Origin of the sequence: Vibrio maerlii (assembly GCF_003415655.1) — a bacterium.
In the GTDB taxonomy this organism is placed as follows: Bacteria; Pseudomonadota; Gammaproteobacteria; order Enterobacterales; family Vibrionaceae; genus Vibrio; species Vibrio maerlii.
Window position 1 is genome coordinate 139,134 of record NZ_QRHC01000006.1, and the last position, 23,879, is coordinate 163,012.

Here is a 23,879-nt window from a genome sequence, read left to right on the forward strand (position 1 = left end):
AAAGTTTTTAGTGTTGCTCAGAGCTTTCTGTTGTGTTCGCATCTTCACGAACGTCGAACTCAACGTGCCATTTCTGACCGTTATCTGCGGCAATCGCTTCGAGGTAAAGCGTGCCAAGCTCAGTCACGCGAGAGGCTAGGGTAACCGGTACCACTTCACCTTCACGTCGACCTTCAGATACTGGTAGTGTTACCTGAATTTCTGGTAGTTCTTCTAGCTCCTCTGGTGCCCAATGATCTAGGTGGGTACCTGCTGCGTCTTCACGACGAACGGTAGAACCGAAGAATTGGAAGTTCACTGGCTGACCGATAATTAGACCGAACTCTTGACTTGGAACGTCAACGCTTGAGCCTTCTTCCATACCAAATGGTGCAACACACAGTGCTTCCATTGGAGGTGCCATGCCTGGGATTGCTGGCATCGCACTTTCAATACCCACATAGTAGCTTGAAGCAATACCGCCGCGGATACGAACGCCTTGACCGCGACGAACAGAGCCGTAGTAAGATGCGCCGCTTGCAACCGCTAGATCGAGATCAACACCCGTGAGGCGTTGTGCCATTTCCGTGTCTGCTTCTAGAAGCCATTCGTTGATGGTTTCTTCAAGGCGCTCTGCAAGTAGTGTTGATTTAAGCACACCACCGTTAAATAGGATTGCTGTTGGCTTGATGAAATCACCTGCAGGTGCTGCATCACCACCAGGCATACCCGGCATGTTTGCGAACGGATTGAAATCTTGCGCAGGTGCAGTTTCACCGTTTTGTGCGTTTGCTTGTTTCGTTAGGAAAGCGGCAATATGACGAGTAATGCCTGCATCTTGTGCATAAGGCAGACCCATTTGAGTCAGTGCGCCGCGGTTACGTTGTACTGGGTGCTCAGTGACTGCAACCTTCGGGAAGAAGCCGTCGACAAGCGTTTGTTGAACTTCTTCTTGAGTCAGTTCTGTTTTTAGCGTTGCGCCAAGCAGCTTAGAGCCGCGGCTTGGTACTACGATTGGTACTGATTGAAGCTCAGCATCGTTCAGCAGGGCTTCTTTTGCATCACGACAAGCGTGTGTCATCGCTTGAACTTGCCAAGGCTGTAGCTCTTTGCCATCTTGCGCTAGTTTCATCTTGAGGCGGTAAGCTAGAGCTAAGTCCATGTTGTCACCACCAAGAAGGATGTGCTCACCAACCGCGATACGATTCAGTGTTAAGTTGCCATCGTCTTCGGTTACTTCAACAAGCGAAAGGTCGGTCGTACCACCACCGATATCAACAACCAGCACAATGTCGCCAACGGATACTTCGTTACGCCATTCGTCGTTGCTGTTATCAATCCAGTTGTAAAGTGCCGCTTGCGGCTCTTCTAGAAGTGTGAGGTGAACAAAACCAACGTTGCGAGCGGCTTCTGCCGTTAGGTCACGAGCTGCTGGATCAAACGATGCTGGAACGGTGATCGTTACATCTTGATCGGCAAGAGGGTTATTTGGATTTGCATGGTTCCATGCTGACTTTAGGTGCTCTAAGTAAAGCTCAGTCGCACGCAGTGGTGAAACCTTTTCAACTTCTTCAGGGCTGCCAGCAGGTAGGAATGCATCACGACGGTTTACGCCACCGTGGCATAGCCAAGATTTTGCACTTGCGATAAGGCGAAGTGGCGTTTTTGAACCTAGGTTACGTGCAATAGCACCCACAAGGGCGGTTGGTTCGTCAGACCATGGGAGAACACGTGACGCAGCGTTCATTTCGTGTTCGTGCGGTTGATATAGGAAAGAACCAAGCTGAGAGCGAGTTTCTACTGTACCTGGCGCAGTTAATTGAGGAATCGACATTACCTCTACGCGTGCGTCTTCAATCGTTGTATCAACGTAAGAAAGTACACAGTGGGTAGTACCTAAGTCTATACCTACGCTATAGCGCGGTGCTTCAGGATTAAAACCCGGTGCAGCTGGCATTTGTGTTTGTTCGTTATTGTGTTCCATTACAGCTCAACCTCTGCAGGTGCAATCACAGACGCATCGTAGTTTTCGGCTAGCTTAGGAAGGTTCATTGACATTGCTTTCCAACCTTTATGAACAAGCGTGCCGTGGAATGGTGCGTTACCTGTTACATTGCCGGTTAGACGAACTTCTTGTGGGTTGAAGCCGTCTTCCACAGCAACGCGAGTCTCTTCGTCTTCAGTTCGGATGTGCTCAAGTGTTACGTAGTCTTTTAGTACTTTCTGACCACCTGTGTGGATGACTCGTGCAGCTGCACCAACATCTTCATCAGAGAATGCTGTAAGGTCCTCTTTTAGGAAATCAATCAAGCGAGCTTCTTGCTGCATGATAGAAAGAAGCTGCATCGCAGAGTCGGTTGAAGCAGTCGCAAGCTTAGATTCTACCTCTACTACTTTCTCAATGACTTTTTCTACTTCAACGACCTTCTCAACCTCGATGATTTTCTCGACAGGCTTCTCAACTTCAACAATTTTCTCTACTGGCTTTTCTACCACTTTTTCGATGACTTTTGATTTACGAGACACTGCAAGTAGCAGGAGTAAAACACTTGATGCAGTAAGGCCTGCATGCAACATATCAAAAGTTTCAGGGATCATTTGTAAATCGACGATCATGGGTGAATTCTCTATTCTTTTGTTTTTACGGCCAAGGTGTGCAAATTGAATTGCCTCCTTGACGGATAATTCGGATTAATCTTACTGCGGCTTAGCAAGCCGGAGTGCAGTTAAAGAGTATAAATATGGCCGAATCTTAACATAATCAAGGCTTAACACCGCAACAAATGGCGTTTAAGTGTACTTTTTTACGCCGATTTGACTGCAAAATCAGCATTGATTAGTAATGAGGGTAAGTGTAGATGATCTCTAGGTTTGCCTCAGGTAAAATGCATGCTAGCTCAGGAACTCGTAAGAATAGGTAATAGATGAACTACAATCGTGTCGTATGTTTCGATCTTGAAATGTGCTGTTGGAATGTTGATGGTGTGGGCACCACTGGCGAAATTATCGAGATCGGTTTGGCTGAGATAGACTTGGCAAAAGGTGAGATCGTTAAGCGCGCTCAATACTACGTCAAACCAGAACACGACGAAGTCTCTCTATTCTGTAGTGAACTTACGGGTATTACTCCTCGCAAGATAGAGAAGCAAGGTCGTCCTCTTGAAGAAGTTCTTAAGTCAATGGTGAAGAACTTTGGTGGTGCGAATAAGATTTATGCGTCATGGGGCCGAGATGATCTCATCATGCTAGAAGAGTGTCAGTCGAAAGGTATTGACCTACCTTTTAAAGAGTTCATTAATTTAGCTACCTTATACCGAATTCAAAACCGCCTGAAGGACAAGCGCATTGGCCACCGTGCTGCGCAAGAATCAAAAGCGATCGAGTGGGAAGGACGTCAACATTCAGGTTATGTGGACGCTTATAACCTTGCTAAACTTGCTCTTACCATGCTTTAGATTTGCCATTTCTTTTTGCTTTTGCCACTGGTTCCTAGTTTCGTTTTCCTCCTTTTACCAAGTCTGTGAAACTAAGTCTTTGAAGCTAGGAACTTATCTTCCCCTCAATTTCTTCTGTATAAATACCAATCAAATCGCGTTGTTAATAAATTTGTCATTGCGAAAAAAACATTGACTATACTGGTTATTGGCTCGTTAAATCTGCAAAAAAACGAGTGATCGTGATCACACTGACTTCCATTTCGTCGGAATTTTCTTTCTAGTTTTTTTTAGTCGCTGCTAATCTCGCACTCCCTTGAAATGAACTCAAGGACAATAACTATAAGGAGTGTTCACTATGAATACCAAGAAACCGATGTCACTAACCAGCCGAGTTATTTTCGGTATGGTTGCAGGTATCTTGACAGGATTTGCAATTCGCACCCTCTTCGCCGACAACGGATTTGTCGACTCGTACATTGTTAATGGACTATTTGAAGTTGGCGGACAAATATTCGTTGCCAGCTTGAAAATGCTTGTTGTGCCACTAGTTTTCGTGTCACTGGTGTGCGGTACTAGCTCGCTGAAAGATCTTTCTACCCTGGGCCGTATGGGTGGTAAGACGCTAGCGTTCTACATAACAACAACTGCTATCGCAATCACACTTGCGCTAACCATGGGTAATCTATTCCAGCCAGGTGCTGGTGCTGACCTAACGGCGGCAAGCTCATTTAGCTCAGCAGAAGCGCCATCATTGGGACAGGTTATTATTAATATGTTCCCAACCAACCCAATCAGTGCGATGGCTGAAGGCAAGACGCTTCAAGTTATCGTATTTGCCGTTCTATTTGGTATTGCGATCAGTGCTGCGGGTAAACCTGGTGAGCGAATCGCTGCGTTCTTCTCTGACCTCAATGAAGTGATCATGAAGCTAGTGGCTATTTTGATGAACCTAGCACCATACGGTGTGTTCTTCTTAATGGCGAAGCTATTCACTGGTTTAGGCCTGGGTGCTATCGTTAACCTTGCAGAATACTTCTTAGTATTAGCAGGTACCTTGCTGCTCCACGGTTTAGTTACTTACAGTTTGATGCTAAAAGGCTTTACAGGTCTGAACCCAATTACTTTCTTGAAGAAGATGGAAGATGCAATCATGTTTGCATTCTCAACAGCCTCTTCAAACGCGACGATTCCAGTCACCATGGAAACGGCGAAAAACCGTATGGGTGTAGAAAACCGCGTTTCATCATTCACTGTTCCTCTTGGTGCAACAGTGAACATGGACGGTACGGCTATCATGCAAGGTGTGGCGACCGCGTTTATTGCGCAGGCGTTTAACATCGACCTTACTATGGGTGATTACCTAATGGTGATCATGACAGCAACGCTGGCTTCTATTGGTACTGCTGGTGTTCCAGGTGTTGGTCTAGTTATGCTGGCTATGGTACTTAACCAAGTAGGTCTGCCACTAGAAGGTATTGCACTAATCATGGGTGTTGACCGTCTGCTTGATATGATCCGTACCGCAGTAAACATTACCGGTGATAGTGCCGTGACTATCATTGTTGCTAAGACTGAAGGTGCACTGGATGAGGAACGCTTTAACGACCCAATGGCGGGGGTTAAAGAGGAAGAGGTTCACCTCAAGCACTCTTAATTCTGCAAAAATATTCTGACTCTAAGCCGCTCTCCATGAGCGGCTTTTTTGATCTCGCAGTACACCAACTCTTCATATTAACGCAAAAATCCCCTCGAAATTAACTCACGAAAATTCAACCAGATAACGTTTTCTCGGGTTTGATTGGTCAAAAATTGATTGACTTATTTTTGTTCCTTATATAGAACGTTCTATATAAAGAACAATTATCGAGATGATGAATGGGCAACTTAATCTTTAGCACCCTGGGAAGAAATCTACAGAGCTTGCGTATTGCGAAGGGATTGTCTTTATCTCAACTTGCATTGGATGCGGGTATTGCTAAATCAAATTTGTCACGAATAGAGCAGGGGAGTGGCAACCCAACCATCGACACAATCTGGCGACTGGCAACCCAACTAGACGTTCCCTTCGGTAGCTTGGTTGTCTCCGTTAATACGCCGATCAGTGATGATGGCGTGCAGGTTAAGCTCATTGAACAAGGTTCTGACAATCCTCAGGTCGACGCTTATTGGATGTCTTGTGCACCGAATACTTCGAGGCTCTCGGAGCCGCACACCCAAGGCACGTCTGAAACTATTACCGTAATCTCTGGTCAGTTAGAAGTTGGCCCACAGAGGGAAACAAAAACGTTATTTGCTGGCGAGAGTTGCCAATTCTCTGCAGATAAACCTCATGTTTATAGGACAGGCGATCTCTGGACGACGTTACTGGTCACCATCACTTACGCCAAAAAGGAGGGTTAATATGAACACTGAAACGGAGGTATTGAACCAACGTAACCCTTGGTTGATGGGCGTTAAGGATGCCATACCATTGATGGGCGGTTATGTCCCAGTTGCGATTTCATTTGGATTGATCTCGTTGCAGTCGGGGTTCGGTATCTGGGAAACCATCATTATATCGACCCTAATCTATGCAGGCGCATCACAGTTCTTATTTGTCGCTATGGTTGCATCGGGTGCGCCGCTTTGGCTTGTTGTAGTAATGACGCTTTTAATCAATGCTCGGCATGTAGTTTATGGCCCAAATATCGCGAGCTATCTGTCTAAAAGTCGCTGGTGGATTGTGGCAATGCATGGCTTAACAGATCAAATCTTCGCTCTAGCTCACACTCGTTTCCCACAACTGGAATCAAGTAAGCGCTTTGGTTGGTATATCGGTGCAGCACTTGTGGCTTGGTTTAGTTGGATTGGTGGTACCGCAATAGGAGCGATGGTTGGGGGAGAATTGATTTCTCGCTGGCCCTTACTCGCCGATGTATTGCCTTTCGCCTTACCTGCTCTGTTTTTGGTGTTATTAGCTCCAAGATTCGATACCAGTTTATGGATACTGACGCTAGGTCTCACAACGATAATCGCGATGGTGATTAAGCTCTATGGCTTTGCCAACGCTGCTATACCTTTATCCGCTATGTGTGGTGCGCTGCTGTATTGCGCAGTGAAACGACAGAAAGAAAACAGGAGTGTTCGTCATGGATAGTTCATTGTGGATCGCGATGGCTATCATCGCAATCGGTACGTTTTTAATGCGCGCACTCCCTGTGGTTTGGATGTCTCGCCGTATTGAGCGAAGTAGCAAAGATCAAAACGTGGAAGGAATGCCTCTGTGGCTCAGCGTATTGGGTCCCACTATGATCGCAGCTATGTTCGGTACGTCATTGATCCCATCTACACCTTCTTTGGTTTCGTGGATCGCAACGGTTTTAGGTGTCGTTGTAACAATAGGAGCATGGTATTGGAAGCGCTCTCTGGGGATCCCTGTATTTGCCGGTGTTTTCGCCTACGGATTGACTATCTATTTAGGCGGAAGCTATTAGGCTGGAGTATCAAATTTAAACCGGAGTCAGGATGGAAATGAACTCATCTCCAATTCTTTATTCACTGCATAACTGCCCTTATGCGATTCGCGCACGTTTTGCGTTGCTTAAAGCGCAGCAAAGCGTATTGATACGTTCTATTAAACTCGATAACAAACCTGTTGAGATGCTCAATGCTTCACCTAAGGGGAGTGTTCCCGTTTTGGTTATCCCTTCTATTGGGCTACAAGAGAGTGCAACACTAGGTGAAGCTTTGGTCCTAGATGAGAGCTTAGATATCATAGTGTGGTCATTGTCTCAAAGTGACCCTGATGATCTGTTGAGGAAGGACGATCCAACAGCGCTGCCTAAAATGATGGACTTTATTCATCAATTCGAACAAGAGTTTAATCCGGCTTTAAACGCTTTTGGTTGTGCTAAGCGATATCACGAAGAGAACGAACAGGATCTACGAGATAAGTGTTCAATAGAGCTAGCAAAGCTGGAGGCTTTGCTCAGTCGACATCCTTACTTGTTCTCTGATCGGGAAAGCTTGGTAGATATTGCTGTTATGCCTTTCTTGCGTAAATTCGCTCGTATCGACAAGCAGTGGTTTAGAATATGCCCTTATCCAAGGTTACGACAATGGTTAAACGGTTATGTACAAAGCACAATGTTTTCAAAAGTCATGAAGAATTACCCGTTATGGCTAGAATGTCGAGAAGATTATTGCTTCGGTTAATAGTCGGCTGCTCATGTATAGCTTCATCCTTTAGTGACTCTATCCTTTTATTTTTGAATGAATCAAAATCAAAATTGTCTATTTTTGAATTTTATCGCGTTTCGTAGAATAGCTTCATCAACTTGCTAACACACAATGAAGGTTTGCTATGAGCACATCACAACTAATTCTTGAGTTAACTCTTATCGGCACAATGCTAATCGTTACGGGTATTTTTTTGGTTCGTAGCTATGACAAAACCGATAGCATAGGAACGAAAGTTCAAAAGATCCTAACTGGTCTTCTTGGTGCCTTTATGGTGATGGCGGGAACAGTAAAATTTTTCGACCCGTTTACAACTATGTTCGCAAAACAGATTGCACTAAGTGAGCTACCGTTCCCGACGTTATCTCGCTGGGCAGGCCAATTAGGTGAGATATCTGCAGGCCTACTGCTACTTGCAGTGATGATTGGTAATAAGGCATTCGCAGCACCGCTCAAAGATAAGGCCATGCAGCTATCAACGTTATTAACTACAGCAATCATGATTGTTGCGGTGTATGTTCACCTATTGCCAACTGTGCCTGCTGAGGTACTGCCACTGCAATCAAAGCCACCTGTAATGACGTTGATTATACTTGGATTAGCTTGGTTAAATGCATTCCTATACTTTCGTAAAAAGTAGTCGTTGAAGTCACAATATAAACGCCAGATTAGATCGTCTAGTCTGGTGTTTTTCGTTACATGAATACTAGATTACAAATCTCACTCTGAATTGATTGAAGCCAAAAATTCAGATGATTGTCCGAAGCGCTCAAAAATCATATCCCTAAAAGCAACAACTCTGGTCGCTATCAGCTTTCTATCTGCCCATACCAAGAATGCTTTTCCTGTTGGGCATTCAACGTCTGGCAAAACCTCTACTAACTCATCTTTTTCTGCACGCTTTTCAAAAGCGGCTCTTGGCATCATACATATTCCAGCTCCTGCTAATGTCGCATCAATATTTAGACGCAAACTGCTGATTGAGTATCGAGGCTGGTAAGGAATACGGATAGCCTTGTTATCTTCTTTTATCTCCCAATAGGGCAGGTTATTCCCCGAAAGTAGCTGATGGTTAATCAAATCTTCGGCTTTCTCTGGCTGGCCATGTTTTTCAATATAGCTTGGCGCTGCCGCCAGCATTAATGGTGATTCAAACAACTGACGCTGTATTAAGTGACTCGCATGAGGTGGGGAGGTCACAATCGCAAGGTCAATCTGCTCATCAAAGAAACGTTCTGTGCCAGCGCTAAATTGAATGGTTACGGAGACCTCTGGGTGAAGCTTCATAAACTCAATAGCCATCTTTTGCAGAAAGTTATCGGCAAATGGCTCTGGGCAAGATACTCGGATCTCGCCTGTTAATACCGGTTGGCTATTTGAAAGCTGCGTCCATTCATCGTTTAACTGCATAAATAGGGCAGCAAAGCGTTGGTAATATTCATCACCTGCTGTCGTGAGTTGGAACTGCTTTGCATTACGGTGTACCAGTTTTTCGCCCAGTTTATCTTCAAGGCTTGCCACCGCCCTTGATAACGTTGGGGCCGAAACGTGTGTTTTGAGACTCGCAGCTGCAAAACCACCGCACTCGACAGATTGACAAAATAGGTAGAGGTTAGATATGTCCTTCGCTTTCATATTTGATCACCCTTGGGAATTACATTCTGAGTTAATCATTCAAATATGAAAGATTCAAGTTCAATGTTGTCTGTTTTTGATTGTTAGGTTCAGGGCTAATATAACCCCATCAGTTAGCCAATTGCACTTAAGCATGAGAGAGCACAGTATGAAAAAGTTTCCACGTAAGTTCCAATATCCACTAATGGTTTCTATGGTTTTACCGACTATGCTTCTTAGCATGCCAGCTATTATGGTTGCTAAGACATTACCTTCAAACGGTGTGTTCTTTGATGCATGGTTAAACGCAGTTTCACAAATGGTGCCATCTGCACTGCTAGTTTTAGCCCTTGTAGCCCCAACAGTTCGTCTGTTTGTGACCAAAGTGCTACTAGAGCCAGAAGTAAAATAAGTCAGTAAAGTTAATAAGTTAGATAATAGGAAAGAGAAAATGAGCGAATTTAAACTACACACTGTTGAATCAGCACCTGAAAAGAGCAAAGCAATCCTTGAGGGCGCACAAAAGCAAATGGGCATGATCCCGGGCCTTTACGCAGTAATGGCTGAGTCTCCTCAAATCCTAACGGCTTACACGCAACTGCATCAGCAATTTACCAATACATCGTTTGATGCAGAAGAGCTAACGGTGGTATGGCAAACTATAAACGTTGAGCACGAGTGTCACTACTGTGTACCTGCACATACTGGTATTGCACACTCAATGAAAGTGGATGCTGCACTGACTGAAGCACTGCGTAATGATGAAGCGATGCCAACAGAAAAGCTGCAAGCACTTAAAGACTTTACCCTTTCTGTAGTACGTGAGCGCGGTAACGTATCAGAGTCAGATCTAAAAGCTTTTTACGAAGCTGGTTACGGCCAACAGCAAGTACTTGAAGTAATACTTGGCCTATCGCAGAAAGTGATCAGCAACTACGTAAACCACGTTGCTCATACGCCAGTAGATAAAGTATTTGAGAAGTTTGCTTGGTCTAAAAAGTAATTCAATAGTCTAAGTTTGTTGAGCTAGCCACTTAAGCTCGCTCTTTTCTACAATGTCACTTTTAGATGGTTTATTACTAGATTTTCTACTGAGCAGTGAGGATATCGAGTTACTCAAACTAAAGGGTTGGGTGTTTGTTGACTACTACAGTTTGTTGTCTACTACAGCCAAACTCATCTCTTTCAAGAGAAGGTTCGGTATCTCTCGCTATAAATTGAGTAAAACTAGAAATCAGCCTCGACTTCAAAGCTCATCTCTTTACCGCTTGTTGGGTGTGAGAACTTCAAATATCCGGCATGAAGGTGCAGTCTTGAATCCTTGAAACCGTATAGGTCGTCCCCAACTATCGGCATATTAAGCCCAGCTATATGTGCACAGTGAACACGAAGTTGGTGAGTACGCCCTGTCACAGGATACAAGTGTACTAAGGTCTGGCACTCAGTTCGCTTTACTACTTCAAAATACGTTTTGGCAGAACGGCCATTTTTCTGACAAACCATTTGCCTTGGTCTATCGAGAAGGTCCCCAGTCAATGGCAAGGTAATTTTGCCACTATCTTGCTCACACCGACCATCTAATAGAGCGGTGTAACGCTTAACTACTTTTCTGTTTATAAATTGCTGCTGCAAGTGTTTATTGGCCTCGGCATTTAAGGCTAGAACCAATAGGCCTGATGTAGACATATCGAGGCGATGGACAATTAGCGGCCCTGACGCTTGAGGAAAAGCATTTTTGATGCGTTGTTCAACAGAGTCTTGGATGTATTTTCCTGACACCGATAAAAACTCCGCAGGCTTATTGACGATGACGATATCATTGTCTTCATAGATGATAGGGAGCGGCTTATGTTTTGAAGGGCAGGCTTCTAGAGGGCTTTCATCAAGATCTATTCCTTCGAGCATATGTTTGAGAATTTCGAAGCACTTACTTTGACAAACGGGATATAGATTCCGGTGTTGTCGTATTTCGTGGTAAGGAGACTTCCCCCACCAAAACTCACCAAGAGCCAGTGGAGAAAGCCCTTGTTGAAAGGCATGATTCAGTAGCTTTGGTAGATTCTCTTGACTGAACTCGATGTTTGCTAGGCTAGCCTTTTCATCTCTACTGAATAATTCAAATAGACTTTTTGAATGACCGTTTTGGTTGATGAATTGACACGACTCGAGATGATGGTTTTCTAACGCTCGTTGTAATTTACTCAAATACTTTTCGCAGTCGTTTACGGCCTGACGCTGAACTTCGACGGCACTTTCTAAGTCAGCTAAGTGTTGTTTCCATTTGAGTTTTAGTGCTTTAAGGGTTTGCTTATCTTGGCTACTCTGTTGAGCAAAAATGGCTAGGGTCTCTGAGGTGGCATTCGACCGTTGAACTTTTCTTACCGCTTTTCGAGCATTCATTTCACTCTGAAAATGTTCGATCTCTTGAGTGCTTAATAACTTACTCTCTGACAGCGCTCTTAGGTTGTCTTTGTATTCAGGATCGCTAAGTAGGCTAGAGATCTTGTGCTTTGCATTCTCAATTTTATCCAGATAGTGATGTTGTATATGATGTTCGTCAGCGGCGTATACGTCATCAATAATAAGATGTTTCAGTGGTTCATCAATGTGATCACTATTTCCTCGCACAGAGCAAAGGTAACCTAACTGTCCATTTTTGTGTTTAACCACCAAAATAGCGAACATATTCCCAGACGAAATAAGGGTATCTGACAGTTTTTTCCCGTGTTCAGTGTATAGTTTCTCTTGAAACTCTTTTATGGCAATTTCTGCTAAAGGATGGGGAGTATAGTAATAAGGGAACGTAAAGCGCTTCGGTATGCTTATCGCTGAAACATCACTTAAGAATGTCTGAAATTTATTAGAGGAATAAGATTGAGAGTTCATGTGATGGAATGCTTCATGTAAATCGATTTCAAAATGGCATATCCGATCATACCACTCCGTGCTAGGTCATGTCAGATAAGGACACAGGGTAAGAAAGGGGTAGCTCCCTGTGCACTCTACCAGTTCACATCAATCCCAATCCAAACAGTTAGCAACAGTTACTGTTTGCCATCAATAACTGACAACTTTGCGCGGATAAACTCACTGTGATCAACGTAGAGCAGCTCAGCAGTTTTTCGTATTACTGCATCTTCCATAGGATCAATGTCACCATCGGCATGAGCGATTTCCCACATCGCCTTGATAAGGTCAAAGCGGGTTTCTTGGCTTAGTTCGCGAAGGCTTGAGGTAAAGTCATAAAGTGACGCAGATTGAGATATCTGTTGCGTTGCTTGAGTAAGCAAAGTTTTGGTCTCTTCTTCATTTAAACCGAGCAAGCGTTGAAGTAGATGTATTTTCGCTTCTTTTTCCTCATCATCTACTTGGTGGTCTGCTGCCGCCACCTCACTGAGTAAACAAGCGATAGCGAGATTGGGGGATACGCCCTGATTTGAGCTGAGGTCTTTACCTTCAAGTAATTCCTTAAAAAGGGAAGTGATTGCGTTAAACATGTTGATATCTCATTAATTTGTATCGTGTTAAAATAGGGCCTGTTTATCTTTCGAGCTGATTTTTGCAGCTGTTTGTGGGAGATTTCTACAAGGCAGAGGCTTTGATGTGTAGCTGGCCTACATGAGAAGCCGATAACGCAGTAGAAATGAAGCACAAACGCTGCCCAAAGGGTTCGGCTAAAATCGTTTGATGCTTTGTTAAGGAGTATTTGCTTAGAATGCTAGGCTACAGACTCCTTGCCGCGCCTAAAACGATTTTGTCTCGAACAAAATTTAACCGCGAAAGGCAAATAGACCCTAAACATAGTGTCGCTTGTCACAGATCACAAGCATCTTTCTTGTTCTTTACCAATCTTTACTTGCTGATAGGACCATAAATTGGAACTCCTTTCCTTTACATCTCTCGCTGCTATGGGGCTGATTTTTCTTGGCTCTTTTGTACAAACCGCTATCGGTTTTGGCTTAGCTATCGTTGCAGCGCCACTGCTTTTTCAACTTTCTCCTGAATACGTCCCTGCTCCTATTTGCTTGGTAGCCTTATTTATTTCTTTACTCAACGCGAGAAAACTGCGCAGTGAAGTTTCCATTGGCGGCTTAAAAATGGCGCTTTATGGTCGTATACCAGGTTCTATTGCTGGTGGTGCGCTATTAATGTGGGTGTCGGTAAGTACATTATCGTTGTGGCTTGGTGGAATGGTGTTGATTGCGGTGTTGGTCAGTTTACTGCCTGTTAAGCTCGAACCAAACCCAAACCGTATGTTTACAGCGGGTTTTCTCTCCGGATTTATGGGAACGAGTTCGAGCATTGGTGGCCCGCCAATGGCACTTCTTCTCCAACATCAAGAAGCTAACTCGTTGCGTGGTAATTTGTCTGCATTCTTTGTATTTAGCTCGATTATTTCTCTGATTGTGCAGATCCCAATTGGTTTCTTCACTTGGTCACACCTAGTGATCACCTTGCCACTGATTCCAGCGGCATGGTTGGGTTACGTTATTGCACAAAAAGTGGTACATAGAGTTTCGAGCAAAGGGATTCGTTATAGTGCGTTGGTTCTTTGTCTTGCAAGTGGTACGACTGCGATTTGGCAGGGGCTTAGCGCGTTATAAAGCAGTCAATTGACACAGAGCTAACCGTCTAGCTCTGTTTCCTCATTGAGGAGTTCGATAAACTCCGCACTCGAATGTTCGTGAGCAATGAGCAGCAAAGCGAGGATTGCATCGGCTTTCATGTTGGTAGAAATATCTTCATCAAGAAGCTGTTCGAACTTAGAGCGAATCAAAGATATCTCGTGCTCAACAAACCCACGACCTTCTTCTTCACCAGAACCTTCTACTGGTGCATTGTCAAACTCAAGTTGAACGACGCCATTTGCAAAAGAGGCATTGATGAGTTGCTCTGGAAGCCATTCTTCCCCCGTGACGACGTCAGGGTCGATTCCTTCTGGGATTTGAGCAAGAACGTTACGTAGATTGGATGCTTTCACGTTTTTTCGATGCTAACCAATTAAGATATATAAACAAAAAAGAATAAGTTGATTGAATAATAAGGAATTCTTGCCAAAATCAAGAGTGTACAATTATTAAAGCAACTATTTGTCAGTGGGCGCCAGTGAATGATTAATAAATTTAGTTTTCAACCAGCTTTTAGGGCTTCAATGATAAGTGGATTGTCCGCAGCCTGTCTAGCATTACCTACTTACGCTGAAAATTCTGAGCAGGAGTGGGGTATCGCTGGTGTTATGCGCTCCGCCAGTATCCCATATCAGTTTACTCAAGGTGATGATAACGTCAGCACCTTCATCCCGATGATCTATTTTGAGAATGAGTATCTTTATGCAGAGGGGACGGAAGCTGGGGTGTACTTATTCAATGAGGAAGAGTCTGACTTTCGTTTGAGTACGCTTCTTCGAATGCGATTCATCGATGTTCCAAAAGAAGAGCAAAATGCGATTGAAGGGGATACTGCAGATTTTGGTTTCCAGTTGCGTTACCAACCTGAAGATACTTGGTATATTGATAGCGAATTTATGTCCGATGATGATTTCAATTTTCACGCCAATCTGCGTTGGGGGCAGAAGTTTGATGAGGGGGCTCTTGAGCTAGAACCTTCGGTGACGCTTCGGTATAAGGATGCAGACTTTAACTCTCTGTATTACGGCTTGGGTGTGGAAGATATTGGTGCAGGTGCTGATCTCAAAGCCTCCATTGATGCCAAGTATCACGTGGTGTCGAACTTATACTTATTAGGGGGATTGGGCGTTACTGTATTAGACAACAATGCTTATCAAAGCTCGGTTGTGGATGAACGCTTCCAAGGCGAGGCCTTCTTAGGTTTCGGTTTCTTCAATGAAAAAGGTAAACCTCGCAAATCTGACTTACGCAATAAACCTTATCTTCGAATTGCGCATGGTTGGGCGACGCCGTCCAACCTCGGAGATATTATGAAGTTTAACACTGAGAAAGATCCCAATAACGGTCAGATGACGTCGTTCTTTTATGGTCATCCACTGACGGATGAACTGTTTGGATTGCCTCTAGATATCTACTTAACTCCAGGTATCGCACACCATTGGTCGTCTGATGTTCAAAGTAGCAGTACTGAATACATTGGTGCCATTAAAGCGTATTACACTTTCACATGGCCTGTACGTTGGCGCTTCGGTGTGGCTGAAGGCTTATCATATATAGATAACGTCACCTTTATTGAAGAGAACGAAATTGTGAACGAAAAGGAGTACGATAGTGCAAGTAAGTTATTGAACTATCTTGATTTCTCTTTCGATATCAACATCGGTGATGTGTTTAACAACAGTGATTGGAAAGGGATGTGGTTGGGTTACACCGTCCATCACCGCAGTGCAATCTTTGAAAAAGCCTCGCAATACGGTCGTATTAAAGGCGGAAGTAACTACAACTCAATTTACTTCCAGTATGAGTTTTAGTACCCGCATTTCATGTAAGTTTAAACTGTAAGACTAAGAACCCCGATAATGATTTATCGGGGTTTTTACTTAAGTGTAACTATCATTTTAGTTCGAGTACTGTGTTACAATCCCGCCAGTTTTGAAAGAAGAAAAATAGGAAACGCTTTGACCTCGTCACAGCCAGAAAATAAACAATCAAATCAAGAGCAACCAGCACAAGCGAACAATGCCAAATCACTTCGCAAAGCGTTGAACTCTTGTATGCTTCGAGACCGTTTTCGTTTAAACAAACGAATTAGTGGTGCGAGCCGAATCAAAAAAGATGCTTCCCGCAATGCCGTGTTTGATGAAATTGCATTAGACATTGCAAAATCAATGATGGAAGCAGAGCAGCGCGCCGCTGCATCACCAACCATTGAATACCCAGAAATCCTGCCTGTAAGTCAGAAAAGAGACGATATTGCGAAAGCGATTGAAGAAAACCAAGTGGTTATCGTCGCAGGTGAAACGGGTTCAGGTAAAACGACACAGCTACCTAAAATATGTGCTGAACTTGGACGCGGCAAATATGGCTTGATTGGTCACACTCAACCGCGTCGTCTAGCGGCTCGCTCGGTTTCAAACCGCATTGCGGAAGAGATGGAAACCAAGCTCGGTGAGTTTGTAGGCTATAAGGTTCGATTCAACGATCAGATCTCTGAAAACACCCAAGTGAAATTGATGACAGACGGTATCTTACTGGCTGAGATTCAGCATGACCGTTTTCTAAATCAATACGACACCATCATTATCGATGAGGCGCACGAGCGCAGCCTGAATATCGACTTTATCCTGGGTTACCTAAAAGAGCTGTTGCCACGCCGCCCTGATCTTAAAGTGATCATCACGTCGGCAACGATTGACCCAGAGCGATTTTCTAAACACTTTAGTGATGCTCCAATCATTGAAGTATCAGGCCGTACCTATCCTGTTGAAACCCGATATCGCCCCCTTCGTGGTGATGATGATGTCGACCGCGATCAACTTGAAGGCATCTTCGAAGCCGTCGATGAACTGTGCGATGAAGGTCTGGGCGATATTCTGATCTTTATGAATGGTGAGCGAGAGATCCGTGATACGGCAGATGCACTGGGTAAACGTAATTTGCGTGATACCGAGATAGTGCCTCTGTACGCTCGTTTGTCAGCAGGTGAACAAAATAAGATCTTCCAACCCCATGCAGGCCGTCGCATTGTATTGGCAACTAACGTAGCAGAAACCTCGCTGACGGTTCCTGGTATTAAGTACGTCATCGACCCAGGTACAGCGCGTATCAGTCGTTACAGCTACCGAACCAAGGTTCAACGCCTGCCGATTGAGCCCGTTTCTCAAGCGAGTGCTAATCAACGTAAAGGTCGTTGTGGCCGTGTGGAAGAGGGGATCTGTATTCGTCTTTACTCTGAGGAAGACTTTGAGTCACGCCCTGAGTTTACCGATCCAGAAATCCTGCGTACCAACCTAGCGTCGGTTATCTTGCAGATGACGGCATTGGGCCTTGGTGATATCCAAGCGTTCCCGTTTGTAGAAGCACCAGATAAACGCAATATCCAAGATGGTGTGCGCCTGCTGGAAGAATTGGGTGCGATCAATTCAGATATCAAAGATCCGAAGAAGCGTCTGACGAGTATCGGTCGTCAACTTGCGCGTCTACCTATCGATCCGCGTCTCGCCCGTATGGTTCTTGAGTCACCAAAATATGGTGCGACTAAAGAGCTGATGATCATTGCCTCTGCGTTGTCGATTCAAGACCCGCGTGAGCGTCCAAGTGACAAGCAACAATCTTCGGATGATAAACACAAACGATTCTTCCATGAAGAGTCGGATTTCCTAACGTTTGTAAATCTATGGGATTACATCCAGAAGCAACAGAAGAAGCTTTCTGGCAATCAGTTCCGTAAACAGTGCAAGCAAGACTACCTGAACTACTTGCGCGTTCGTGAATGGCAAGATGTTTATTTCCAGATTCACCAATCGATGCGTGAGATGGATTTTAAACTGAATGATGAGCCAGCTTCTTACCAAGGCGTTCACTCGGCAATCCTAGTTGGCTTATTGTCGCATATTGGTATGAAGGACCAAGAGAAGAGTGAATACCAAGGTGCGCGTAATGCACGCTTCCATATCTTCCCTGCGTCAGGTCTATTCAAGAAGCAGCCTAAGTGGATCATGTCGGCTGAGTTGGTGGAAACCTCGAAACTTTGGGGTCGTATCATCGCTAAGATTCAGCCTGAATGGATCGAACCACTGGCGAAGCACTTAATTAAGCGTAGTTACAGCGAACCGCATTGGTCGAAGAAACGCGCTGCGGTAATGGCGCATGAGAAAGTCACGCTTTACGGTGTGCCGATTATTCCTAAGCGTTTAGTCAACTACGGAAGTATTGACTCAGTAGTGAGCCGTGAGATTTTTGTGCGCAGCGCTTTGGTTGAAGGTGAGTGGGAAACCAAGCACGCTTTCTTTAAGCAAAACCGAAAGCTTCTGCAAGAAGTTGAAGAGCTAGAGCACAAGTCTCGTCGCCGTGACATATTGGTCGATGATGATGAGTTGTTTGATTTTTACGATCAGCGTGTAGGAACTGAGGTCGTTTCTGGTAAGCACTTTGATACATGGTGGAAGAAGGCATCGCAAGAGAACAAAGAGCTGCTGAACTTTGAAAAAGAGATGCTGTTCAAAGGAGATGCTAGCCATGTCACTGACCTCGATTACCCGAACTTCTGGCACCAAAGTGGTTTGAAGCTAAAGCTGAGCTATCAATTTGAGCCAGGAGAAGACAATGATGGTGTGACAGTTCATCTGCCATTACCAATCTTAAATCAGGTAGAGCCAGCAGGCTTTGATTGGCAGATTCCTGGCCTTCGCCATGAGTTAGTCGTTAGCCTGATTAAGTCACTGCCTAAGACGATTCGTAAAAACTTTGTTCCTGCACCAAATTATGCAGAAGCCTTCCTAGCACGTGCAACGCCAATGGAAATGCCGCTGTTGGATTCGCTTGAGAAGGAACTACGTCGAATGACGGGGGTTGAGGTACTGCGTGAAGATTGGAATCTAGCTCAGGTGCCAGACCATCTTAAAGTGACGTTCCGTGCGGTAGATCATCGTAATCGCAAGCTGAAAGAGAATCGTGACTTGTACGATCTTAAAGATAGCTTAAAAGAGAAGGTGCAAGAGACCCTGTCTAAGGTTGCTGATGATGATATTGAGCAACAAGGTTTGCACACTTGGAGCTTTGGTGAGTTGCCGAAAGTCTACTCACAAAAGCGCGGTGGTTACGACGTTAAAGCGTATCCAGCAATCGTTGATGCCAAAGATAGTGTAGAGATCAAACTGTACGAAACTGAGCAAGAGCAGGTCGCGGCAATGAAGGCGGGTCAGCGTCGTCTGATTCTTCTTAACGTGCCGTCCCCAATTAAGTATTTGCACTCAAATCTACCCAACAAGTCGAAGTTGGGCTTGTACTTTAATCCTTACGGTAAAGTATTAGACCTGATTGATGACTGTATCGCTTGTGCTATCGATAAGCTTATCGAAGAGAAGGGCGGTATTGTGTGGGAGTCAGAGCAATTTGAAGGGCTCAAAGAACATGTTCGAGCAGAGCTCAATGATGCCGTTGTGGACATTGCGAAGCAGGTTGAGACTATCCTGACCACAGCATTCAATATCAATAAGAAGCTCAAAGGTAAGATCGACTTTACTATGGCATTTGCGTTGTCTGACATAAAAGCGCAAATCGAAAGTCTTATCTTTAGAGGGTTTGCAACCGAGTGTGGTTGGAAGCGCCTGCCTGACATTTTGCGCTACATGCGGGCGATCGAGCGTCGAATGGAGAAGCTGCCTATCGACCCAAATAAAGATCGCCTACACATGCTGAAAGTAGAGTCAGTTACGAACGATTACAAAGAATTGCTAAATAAGATTCCAAAAGGAATGGAAGTCCCAGACAATGTTAAAGAAGTTCGTTGGATGCTCGAAGAGCTACGAGTGAGCTACTTTGCACAGCAGCTTGGCACACCATATCCGGTATCTGATAAGCGAATTAAAAACGCAATTGATGCTTGTTAGGCATAGTTATTGCTTTTTACAGGTAAGTTTAAATTTAATGACAAAGGATGGCAGTTGTTTGCCGCAGCAACTTCTGCCAGAGAAAGTAGAGAAACTATTATGAAAAAAACACTATTAGCGCTAGCTCTGATCGGTGCATCTGCAACGGCTTCTGCTGATTCTTGGATTTACGGTGGCGTTAATGCTGGTCAAGCGGACTTTGGTGGTGAGACTGATAGCAGCTACGGTGTACACATTGGTACGGGCATCCTTCCTTTCATCGGCCTAGAAGCGGGTTATCAAAACCACGGTAAGATTGATTTCGGTCCAGGCCTTGAAATCGATGGTGATTCAGTTTACTTCGCAGCTAAACCGAGCATCGACTTTGGTCCACTGCATGTGTACGCGCGTGGTGGTGTTCACAGCTACAATTTTGATACATCTTTTGGTAAAGAAGACGACTTTGAAATGATGTACGGCATTGGTGCTGAGTACTTTGTATTTGGTCCACTGTCTGTGGGTGCAAGCTACAACATATTCAAAACGAAGCTTGACGAAGACATCAAGACGTTCGCAATCAACGCCTCTCTGCACTTCCTATAATCGCCCAAAGCGATAACGGTAGAAATTCAAAAGGTCAGCAAGTCGCTGACCTTTGTTGTACTTGGGACATGTGATTAGCGGTTATTGACTGAGGTTGCTTTTCCACTTAGCTAACTCTTCAATGTGCTCTGGGCCAATGCCACAGCAGCCTCCAATGATACGAGCTCCGGCTTCATACCAACGCTGGGCAAAAGCTAGATATTCGAGTGGTGAGAGTGGGCGCATAGCTTGCAGCGTATCGTTAGCCTCATGATCCGACTGGATGGCGCTAAAGCTATTGGCGTAAGCACCAAGTGTCATTGAGACACTGCACCTGTTCATGATTTCATTCGAATCGGCTAGCGCTTGTTCCATCACCTCTGGCACAGAGCAGTTAAATAGAACCGCATCTGCCCCGAGTTCACAAGCTTTAGTAATCGCTTGACGAACTGACTCACCAGAACGTAGGGTAGGCTGCTCATTTAGCTTATCAGATAGAGTAAAAGCGTAATAACGAGGCTTATCACTGCTATTAAGCACTTTATGGGCTATTTCAAACTCAACAACGCTGGAGAGTGTTTCTACGATCCAAGAGTCGACATATGGCTCTTGAGCCTTCATTAACTCTGTGTAAATAGATTCAGCTTCATCTGGTAGGAATAGATCGGGACGGTAGCTACCAAAAGGTGGTGGTAGAGAGCCAGATACATTAACGCTAGTATTCATATTGAGCTTTGCTTGCTTTGCGAGCTTTCCTGACAGTGAGGCCAGCTCTGTTCCGCGCGATTGGTATAAGTCACGACCTAAATGGAAAGGCACACAGGCGTAGCTGTTGGTAATAATCAACTCGGCACCTGAATGGATAAAGTTTTCATGAGCTTGCAGTACATGTTGTGGCGATTCGATGAGTGCTTGAGCACTCCATAGCGGTTGTGAGAATGGTGCTCCGACCCGTTCGAGCTCTCTTCCCATCCCGCCATCCATGATAACTAATTCGGTCATTTTTAATTGTTCCTTGCCGTACTGCGCTAAAAGACAAAATTATACATATACTTAACTAAGGCTCAATCATTGAAGGGATATCATATGGTTAAGATTACCTTGGTTTCGCTGACACTCCTTATTGCTTCATTCTCATTACCGGCTTTTTCTAAACCTTTGAACTGCAACCTCAAAGAAACCGCCGACACCTTTCTTTTCTATCCAGAGCAGTTAGTTTATCAGAGTGAGCAGTTTGCCATTTTTCATAACTTTAAGGGAAGGGTTGTGACCCAAGTGGATATGAAAACCAACGAATTGATTAGAACCACTTATTTAGGTGAGAGTTATACACCTAAGTATCAAATATTGTTTGGTCAGTGTAGCAATGCAGTTAATACGTTAGAAATGTGGCAGCTTAATCAAGTCCCCTTTGATGATTAACTAAGCGTAGAGTAAAGGAGGCGCTCGCCTCCTTTGTCCTAATGTTTACCGACCACCAATAGCTCGCCAGTACATCTCAAAGCCTTGTTCAATGTAGAGGCTGAGTTCATGCTCAAGAGATGAACCCTCTTCAATCAACCAAGAGGCGCACGCCAAGAAATGGCTGTGGGTAAATTGGTGAACCAGTTCTAGCGGGACTTCAGTTAAGACTCCTGCCTCTTGCCCTAAGCGAACTGAGTCATCAACGTTGGCGAACATTTTGGACGCCAACGCTCTGCGGTTGTCGCTTGCCGGGTGGAAATGGATTTGAGTAAGGAAGCGCATCTCCGTTGGATGACTGAGTGCCCAAGCCATAGTGGCGTTCCAACTTGCGTTCATCTTTTGATGTAATCCTTCAGGTTCAGCCGCTTGGGTTTCTCCCATGCTATTGTAGAGTTGCTGTTTAAGGTGTTTAAACAGATCATCTATCAGCTGAGATTTATTTTCAAAATGATGAAACAATGTCCCTTTAGCGACACCTGCCGCCTTGGCAATTTGCGCGGTAGAAGTGCTTTCTATGCCTTGTTCCGAAATGAGCTCTAAAGCGGACTGTAATATCTGCTCTTTCTTTGTCATCATTTTGTCATCACTTTCAATACCATACGTTTAATGAAACCATTATAAGGAGGGTGCATCAGCTTAGTGAAATTATATTTACCTCTGGTGAGAACGGTTTTCGCGTGACTGAGTGATTTAAAACCTTCCTCACCATGATAGTGACCCGTACCAGATGGTCCGATCCCCCCAAATGGTGCATCTTCTGCTGCCACATGAACCAGAGAGTCGTTGATACACACACCGCCAGAATGCGTTTGGTGAATAACGCTATTTTGAATTGTTGAGTTGTGACTCATCAAGTACAGCGCTAATGGTCTTGGGCGTGCGTTGATGTACTCAAGCGCATCGCTGATGTCGTCGTAGGGTATGACAGGCAGCACGGGTCCGAACAGCTCTTCTTGTAGTACTAACATATCCTCAGTCGTGTCCGTGATGATGTGTGGTGTCATTCGATGCTGGGCATCATCAAAGCTGGTTGAATCTATTGTATGGATTTGTGCACCTTTTGCTTTTGCGTCTTCAACAACAGACTTCAAACGAGCGTATTGGCGTTGATTGATCACCGATGAGTAGTCTTTACTTGCCAATCCTTGTGGGTATAACTTCTTAAAGTAAGCTTTGTAAGCTTGAATAAATTCGTTGACCTTGTTTCTTGGCAGCAGAACATAATCAGGTGCGACACATATTTGACCGGCGTTAAGGCTCTTTGAGTAAAGAATACGCTCTACCGCGTCAGTGATATCGAAATCAGGGTCTATGACAGTAGGGGACTTACCACCCAACTCTAAGGTCACTGGGGTAAGATTTTTTGAAGCCGCTTTCATCACATGCTTACCGACCATAGTCGACCCCGTGAATACTATGTGGTCGAATGAGAGTTCGCTGAATCGTGATGCAATTTCAACTTCGCCTTCAATGATAGAAACTTGCTTCTCTTCAAACCCTTTTGCCAGCATTTCTCGTAGAACTCGATTAACCGCTGGGGTGAACTCAGACATCTTGAGCATTGCGGTATTACCTGCGGAGATTGCCGTGATCAGTGGTACAAGCGCTAAGCCGATAGGAAAATTCCACGGGACGATAATTCCTATAACGCCCTTAGGTTGATAATGAACCTCAACTTTAGCTGGCGTGAGCATCAAGCCCGCATGACGCTTAGAGGGTTTCATCCAAGATTTAAGGTTTTTGAGGCTGTAATTCACAAACTGTAGAGATGGACCAATATCAGCAATCAACGTGTCATTTTGCGCTCGGTGACCGAAATCTTCTGATGCAGCAGCAATGATCTGGTCTTTATAGTCTAAGATCAGGGCTTTCAACTTTGTAAGATCAGCCTTACGTTGCTCAATAGTTGGGCTTGTGTTTTGAGCGAAGTAGCTTTTTTGGACAGCAAATATACTTTCTAGTCTTTCAGCTGAGGTTTTGTTCATAGACATAACGACACCTTAGTTTCTTTTTACTTCTATATTTCCTTTTGACTGACCGGTCGGTCAGTTGCTGGGTTAAGCATATGACTTGTTGATTAGGTATAC

General features: G+C 44.5%; 23 protein-coding genes. 14 read left to right on the plus strand and 9 right to left on the minus strand.

What is annotated here, in order from left to right; genetic code table 11:
- Nucleotides 1-7: 7 nt before the first annotated feature.
- Complete coding sequence (locus DPF91_RS11985) at nucleotides 8-1,963, minus strand: Hsp70 family protein (protein ID WP_241033813.1); 1,956 nt, start codon at nucleotides 1,961-1,963, stop codon at nucleotides 8-10.
- Nucleotides 1,963-2,595, minus strand: a complete 633-nt coding sequence (locus tag DPF91_RS11990) for a DUF2760 domain-containing protein (RefSeq protein ID WP_117234672.1) — start codon at nucleotides 2,593-2,595, stop codon at nucleotides 1,963-1,965. Before DPF91_RS11990 ends, DPF91_RS11985 begins: the two co-directional genes overlap by 1 nt.
- Before the next feature lie 308 nt (nucleotides 2,596-2,903).
- Here DPF91_RS11990 and DPF91_RS11995 point away from each other — a divergent pair, with 308 nt between their 5' ends.
- The 7 genes from DPF91_RS11995 to DPF91_RS12025 all read left to right on the plus strand — a co-directional run bounded on the left by DPF91_RS11995 (nucleotide 2,904) and on the right by DPF91_RS12025 (nucleotide 8,274).
- Nucleotides 2,904-3,434, plus strand: a complete 531-nt coding sequence (locus DPF91_RS11995; RefSeq protein ID WP_117234673.1) for a 3'-5' exonuclease — start codon at nucleotides 2,904-2,906, stop codon at nucleotides 3,432-3,434.
- 337 nt (nucleotides 3,435-3,771) lie between these two features.
- Nucleotides 3,772-5,070, plus strand: a complete 1,299-nt coding sequence (locus DPF91_RS12000) for a dicarboxylate/amino acid:cation symporter (RefSeq protein ID WP_117234674.1) — start codon at nucleotides 3,772-3,774, stop codon at nucleotides 5,068-5,070.
- Nucleotides 5,071-5,291: 221 nt separating this feature from the next.
- Nucleotides 5,292-5,816, plus strand: a complete 525-nt coding sequence (locus tag DPF91_RS12005; protein ID WP_117234675.1) for a helix-turn-helix domain-containing protein — start codon at nucleotides 5,292-5,294, stop codon at nucleotides 5,814-5,816.
- A 1-nt stretch (nucleotide 5,817) separates the two neighbouring features.
- Nucleotides 5,818-6,552 carry an AzlC family ABC transporter permease gene (locus DPF91_RS12010; protein ID WP_117234676.1) on the plus strand — a complete coding sequence of 245 codons (735 nt, stop codon included), beginning with the start codon at nucleotides 5,818-5,820 and terminating at the stop codon, nucleotides 6,550-6,552.
- Nucleotides 6,545-6,889: an AzlD domain-containing protein gene (locus DPF91_RS12015; RefSeq protein WP_117234677.1), complete on the plus strand. Its 345-nt coding sequence runs from the start codon at nucleotides 6,545-6,547 to the stop codon at nucleotides 6,887-6,889. The genes DPF91_RS12010 and DPF91_RS12015 overlap by 8 nt, the downstream gene beginning before the upstream one ends.
- 31 nt (nucleotides 6,890-6,920) lie before the next feature.
- Entirely contained in the window at nucleotides 6,921-7,610 is a 690-nt protein-coding gene (locus DPF91_RS12020; protein ID WP_117234678.1) for a glutathione S-transferase, read from the plus strand.
- 148 nt (nucleotides 7,611-7,758) lie between these two features.
- Nucleotides 7,759-8,274 (plus strand): hypothetical protein, encoded by a 516-nt coding sequence (locus DPF91_RS12025; protein ID WP_117234679.1) that lies wholly within the window; start codon nucleotides 7,759-7,761, stop codon nucleotides 8,272-8,274.
- A gap of 80 nt (nucleotides 8,275-8,354) precedes the next feature.
- Here the strand turns inward: DPF91_RS12025 and DPF91_RS12030 are convergent, their stop codons facing one another.
- On the minus strand, nucleotides 8,355-9,269 hold the full coding sequence (locus tag DPF91_RS12030; RefSeq protein WP_117234680.1) for a LysR family transcriptional regulator: 915 nt from the start codon (nucleotides 9,267-9,269) through the stop codon (nucleotides 8,355-8,357).
- 148 nt (nucleotides 9,270-9,417) lie between these two features.
- On the opposite strand from DPF91_RS12030, the gene DPF91_RS12035 reads away from it, so the two are divergent.
- Both DPF91_RS12035 and DPF91_RS12040 read left to right on the plus strand, forming a co-directional pair.
- Nucleotides 9,418-9,660, plus strand: coding sequence for a DUF2798 domain-containing protein (locus DPF91_RS12035; protein WP_117234681.1), 243 nt, complete (start codon nucleotides 9,418-9,420; stop codon nucleotides 9,658-9,660).
- 39 nt (nucleotides 9,661-9,699) lie between these two features.
- The gene (locus tag DPF91_RS12040; protein ID WP_117234682.1) at nucleotides 9,700-10,251 is read left to right on the plus strand and encodes a carboxymuconolactone decarboxylase family protein; all 552 of its coding nucleotides are present in this window, start codon (nucleotides 9,700-9,702) and stop codon (nucleotides 10,249-10,251) included.
- Nucleotides 10,252-10,475: 224 nt separating this feature from the next.
- On the opposite strand, the gene DPF91_RS12045 is transcribed toward DPF91_RS12040, so the two are convergent.
- Together DPF91_RS12045 and DPF91_RS12050 are read right to left on the minus strand one after the other, a co-directional pair.
- Complete coding sequence (locus DPF91_RS12045; protein WP_117234683.1) at nucleotides 10,476-12,134, minus strand: RluA family pseudouridine synthase; 1,659 nt, start codon at nucleotides 12,132-12,134, stop codon at nucleotides 10,476-10,478.
- Between the two features lie 158 nt (nucleotides 12,135-12,292).
- Nucleotides 12,293-12,745: a tellurite resistance TerB family protein gene (locus tag DPF91_RS12050; RefSeq protein ID WP_117234684.1), complete on the minus strand. Its 453-nt coding sequence runs from the start codon at nucleotides 12,743-12,745 to the stop codon at nucleotides 12,293-12,295.
- A 411-nt stretch (nucleotides 12,746-13,156) separates the two neighbouring features.
- Here DPF91_RS12050 and DPF91_RS12060 point away from each other — a divergent pair, with 411 nt between their 5' ends.
- On the plus strand, nucleotides 13,157-13,852 hold the full coding sequence (locus DPF91_RS12060; protein WP_420855600.1) for a sulfite exporter TauE/SafE family protein: 696 nt from the start codon (nucleotides 13,157-13,159) through the stop codon (nucleotides 13,850-13,852).
- Between the two features lie 20 nt (nucleotides 13,853-13,872).
- Here DPF91_RS12060 and DPF91_RS12065 read toward each other — a convergent pair whose 3' ends face one another.
- Nucleotides 13,873-14,229, minus strand: coding sequence for a VC1380 family protein (locus tag DPF91_RS12065; RefSeq protein ID WP_117234686.1), 357 nt, complete (start codon nucleotides 14,227-14,229; stop codon nucleotides 13,873-13,875).
- Between the two features lie 171 nt (nucleotides 14,230-14,400).
- Between DPF91_RS12065 and DPF91_RS12070 the strand changes: the two genes are divergently transcribed.
- The 3 genes from DPF91_RS12070 (at nucleotide 14,401) to DPF91_RS12080 (ending at nucleotide 20,349) form a co-directional block, all read left to right on the plus strand.
- Entirely contained in the window at nucleotides 14,401-15,687 is a 1,287-nt protein-coding gene (locus tag DPF91_RS12070) for a MipA/OmpV family protein (RefSeq protein WP_117234687.1), read from the plus strand.
- 147 nt (nucleotides 15,688-15,834) lie between these two features.
- Nucleotides 15,835-19,767, plus strand: coding sequence for an ATP-dependent RNA helicase HrpA (gene hrpA, locus DPF91_RS12075; protein WP_117234688.1), 3,933 nt, complete (start codon nucleotides 15,835-15,837; stop codon nucleotides 19,765-19,767).
- Between the two features lie 99 nt (nucleotides 19,768-19,866).
- The gene (locus DPF91_RS12080; protein WP_117234868.1) at nucleotides 19,867-20,349 is read left to right on the plus strand and encodes an outer membrane beta-barrel protein; all 483 of its coding nucleotides are present in this window, start codon (nucleotides 19,867-19,869) and stop codon (nucleotides 20,347-20,349) included.
- 81 nt (nucleotides 20,350-20,430) lie between these two features.
- On the opposite strand, the gene DPF91_RS12085 is transcribed toward DPF91_RS12080, so the two are convergent.
- On the minus strand, nucleotides 20,431-21,330 hold the full coding sequence (locus tag DPF91_RS12085; protein ID WP_117234689.1) for a homocysteine S-methyltransferase family protein: 900 nt from the start codon (nucleotides 21,328-21,330) through the stop codon (nucleotides 20,431-20,433).
- A gap of 84 nt (nucleotides 21,331-21,414) precedes the next feature.
- Here DPF91_RS12085 and DPF91_RS12090 point away from each other — a divergent pair, with 84 nt between their 5' ends.
- Nucleotides 21,415-21,750 (plus strand): hypothetical protein, encoded by a 336-nt coding sequence (locus DPF91_RS12090; protein ID WP_117234690.1) that lies wholly within the window; start codon nucleotides 21,415-21,417, stop codon nucleotides 21,748-21,750.
- A gap of 45 nt (nucleotides 21,751-21,795) precedes the next feature.
- Here the strand turns inward: DPF91_RS12090 and DPF91_RS12095 are convergent, their stop codons facing one another.
- Both DPF91_RS12095 and DPF91_RS12100 read right to left on the minus strand, forming a co-directional pair.
- A complete protein-coding gene (locus DPF91_RS12095) occupies nucleotides 21,796-22,368 on the minus strand; it encodes a TetR/AcrR family transcriptional regulator (RefSeq protein WP_117234691.1) in 573 nt (190 codons plus the stop codon).
- On the minus strand, nucleotides 22,365-23,783 hold the full coding sequence (locus DPF91_RS12100) for a coniferyl aldehyde dehydrogenase (RefSeq protein ID WP_117234692.1): 1,419 nt from the start codon (nucleotides 23,781-23,783) through the stop codon (nucleotides 22,365-22,367). The genes DPF91_RS12095 and DPF91_RS12100 overlap by 4 nt, the downstream gene beginning before the upstream one ends.
- Between the last annotated feature and the right edge of the window lie 96 nt (nucleotides 23,784-23,879).